The sequence below is a fragment of the Kocuria atrinae C3-8 genome, assembly GCF_000286355.1.
In the GTDB taxonomy this organism is placed as follows: Bacteria; Actinomycetota; Actinomycetes; order Actinomycetales; family Micrococcaceae; genus Kocuria; species Kocuria atrinae_A.
On the sequence record NZ_AJXN01000158.1, the window covers coordinates 1 to 2,682 of the forward strand.

The following is a 2,682-nucleotide window of genomic DNA, read 5'->3' on the forward strand; positions in this document are numbered from 1 at the left end:
AAACCCGGGCCGGTTCAGTATACCAGTCGGCCTGGTGATCTCGGCCCACTGGGGCAACGATCCTTGTCATGCTCTCGATCAGATATAGGGGAACCTTCGGGGCGCTAAAGACGTCTGACCTCACCTCTCATGCGACAGGTTTGCGAACAAGCTTCCTGACGTTCTCCGGGTAGACAAGATCAAATCCGCAGCTATGGATGAGCTCAGTGAGGTCCTCCCCTGGGTCCGTTGGTAGCAACACAGTGCAGGTCTCCGGGGGCGGGGTGATGTGAACTGCTCCCCGGAAGTTGGACTGAGAAATCAGTTCCTTCTTCCGGGGAGTTTTCATGGATGCACGTAGTTCTTTGTCCGAGGCGCAGCGACTGTCGGCCGTAGAGTTGTTCGAGGCTGGTTGGGGTGACACATCAGTGGCCAGGCGGCTCGGTGTCGTTCGTTGGCCAGTCAAGACGTTGTACCGACGCTGGCTCATACGAGGCAGAGGAGCGCTGTTTATGCCGCCCACGAAGCGTTCTTATCCGTTCGAGATAAAGGTCGAGGTCGCTCGTCGCTTCCTCGCTGGGGAGTCTAAGACCGCTCTGGCCCAGGAATTCGATCTTTCGTCTCCGTTGTTGGTGTCTGTCTGGGCGCGGATCTTCCGCGAGAAGGGTGAGGACGGGCTCAAGCCGAAGCGACGAGGGCGGCCATCGGCGGCTGCCGAGTCAGCCGATGAGGTCCTCGCGCTGCGTCGCGAGGTCGAGCGGTTGCGAGCGGAGAACGCCTACCTGGGAAAATTACAGGCCTTGATGGAGCAGCAACGTCGGTCAAGGTGATGGCCGTCGTTTCCCTCAAGGCAGACCACAAGCTCGCCGATCTTCTGGAGGCGGCCGGCCTGGCCCGGTCAACGTTCTTCTACCACCAGGCCCGGCTGGCGTCCCCGGATCCGCTGGCCGATCTTAAGACGGCGATCACCGAGGTCTTCGAGGCGTCACGGCATCGGTTCGGACATCGTCGAGTCTGGGCTCAACTCCGAAGCCAGGGCTGGATCGTTGCGAAGAAAACCGTGCTCAAGCTGATGCGCGAGCTCGGACTGAGATGCCAGATCCGGCGCAAGCGGTTCCGTTCGTTCACCGGTGAGGTCGGCAAGACCTTCCCGAACCTGTTGCGCCGGGAATTCACCACGAGCGCTCCAAACCAGAAGTGGGTCACCGACGTCACCGAGTTCCACCTCGGCGAGGACAAGATCTACCTGTCTGCAGTGATGGACCTCTTCGATCGCCAGATCATCGGCGCCTCGATCGGACGCTCACCGAATCTGGAGCTGACCAACACCTCGCTACAGCAGGCTCTGGCTCGGCTCGGGCCCGGCGAACATCCGATCGTCCACTCCGATCAAGGATTTCAGTATCAGCACCGCTCGTGGAGCCAGATCCTTCACCATGCGGGAGCGACCGGGTCGATGTCACGACGCGGGAACTGCCTGGACAACGCTGTAATCGAGAGCTTTTTCGGTCACCTCAAGGACGAGCTGTTCTGCACAGACAAGATCGAGACTGTCGACCAGCTCATCGAAGAACTAACCGACTACCTTCGCTGGTTCAACCACTACAGGCCCCACAACAGCAACAAGGGCCTGCCCCCGGTCCGATACCGGGAACAGGCCCTTGCCGTATAGGCTCTAACCGCTAGACCAGTCCAACTACTGGGGACCAGTTCACCTTGACGGCCGGGGCTCACTTATGCCGTAGGACTAGTGCTTGCGCACGGTGGGCACTACGCAGAACCGCTGGCTGTCTCATCCCCAGACGCAGTGCCGATGAGCTGAGGGAACGGGTCAACGCTGAGCATCTCCGTGAGTGTCGAGAGCGTGAACACCCGGCCGAGAGTGTCGCGCACCACAGGTCCTAGCGTGTCATTGACCCGTGTCCATCCGAGCCCAGTCAGGACAGCTAGGAGAGGCACTCCGTTGAGCCGGATGGATTCATCGCGTAGCCGCTCGAAGCGCAGCGCTTTATCGCGAGCGGTGCCGCCGTCGTTCACGAGCTTGCATTCGAGCAGTGCGCGCAGGGTGCCCGCCTGGTCGAACACCACGAAGTCCGGTGCTGGCGTGACCTTGATCCCAAACCTCTTGGCAATATCAGCCTGGTTGTGAGCTCCCGTGCGGATGTAGGGGATGCGTTGCTGCGCGAAGAGTTCTTCGACGGCGTCCTCGACGATGTCTCCGCGCTTCGTAGAAGTAGCGTCAAGGAGCTGCCGGAACGCACCGCCGTAGTGTCGCTGATGTAAGAACGCGTCATAAGGCACTCCGTCGCGTGCGAGCTCTTCAACGGTGGCCCAGCCATGGGCTGTGTCGAACTTCTGCTGCTTGGGCTTCAGTTCTCCCGGTGGGTCCGGAAACAGGCTGCCGTCGAGTGCTCCCGATATCGTCGCCGCGGCCAAAAAAGCCGTGTCGCGCGCAGTCTTCTTCGGACCAACAGCCCCATTGCGTTCCATGCTCTGCACCCGACTAGGCGTCAGCGGCTTCACCCCCAGCGGTTCAGCCACGAGGTCAGTGGCCTTCGCGAACTCCTGGATCGTCAACCCCAAAATGGTGCGTAGCACAAGCAACGTTTCCGGCGCGTCCAAGAGCATCGCGATGAGAGTTTCTTGGGACACCTCAGTGAATCCCGATGTTGCCTCGGACGCTGCCTGGTAGGCCGCGCGGAA

3 protein-coding genes are annotated in these 2,682 nt (G+C 60.7%); 2 read left to right on the plus strand and 1 reads right to left on the minus strand.

From position 1 onward, the window contains the following. Nucleotides 1-491: 491 nt before the first annotated feature. On the plus strand, nucleotides 492-809 hold the full coding sequence (locus YO9_RS0114810) for a helix-turn-helix domain-containing protein (RefSeq protein ID WP_016998189.1): 318 nt from the start codon (nucleotides 492-494) through the stop codon (nucleotides 807-809). Then, nucleotides 809-1,651, plus strand: coding sequence for an IS3 family transposase (locus YO9_RS0114815; RefSeq protein WP_016998190.1), 843 nt, complete (start codon nucleotides 809-811; stop codon nucleotides 1,649-1,651). Before YO9_RS0114810 ends, YO9_RS0114815 begins: the two co-directional genes overlap by 1 nt. Before the next feature lie 98 nt (nucleotides 1,652-1,749). On the opposite strand, the gene YO9_RS0114820 is transcribed toward YO9_RS0114815, so the two are convergent. Beyond that, nucleotides 1,750-2,682, minus strand: a 933-nt coding sequence (locus YO9_RS0114820; protein ID WP_016998191.1) for a hypothetical protein, incomplete at its 5' end; no start/stop codon positions are given.

What these genes read in the sequence shown, in the direction of transcription:
- YO9_RS0114815 (WP_016998190.1), top strand. Translation starts at nt 809, where the DNA reads ATGGCCGTCGTTTCCCTCAAGGCAGACCACAAGCTCGCCGATCTTCTG.
- YO9_RS0114810 (WP_016998189.1), top strand. Translation starts at nt 492, where the DNA reads ATGCCGCCCACGAAGCGTTCTTATCCGTTCGAGATAAAGGTCGAGGTC.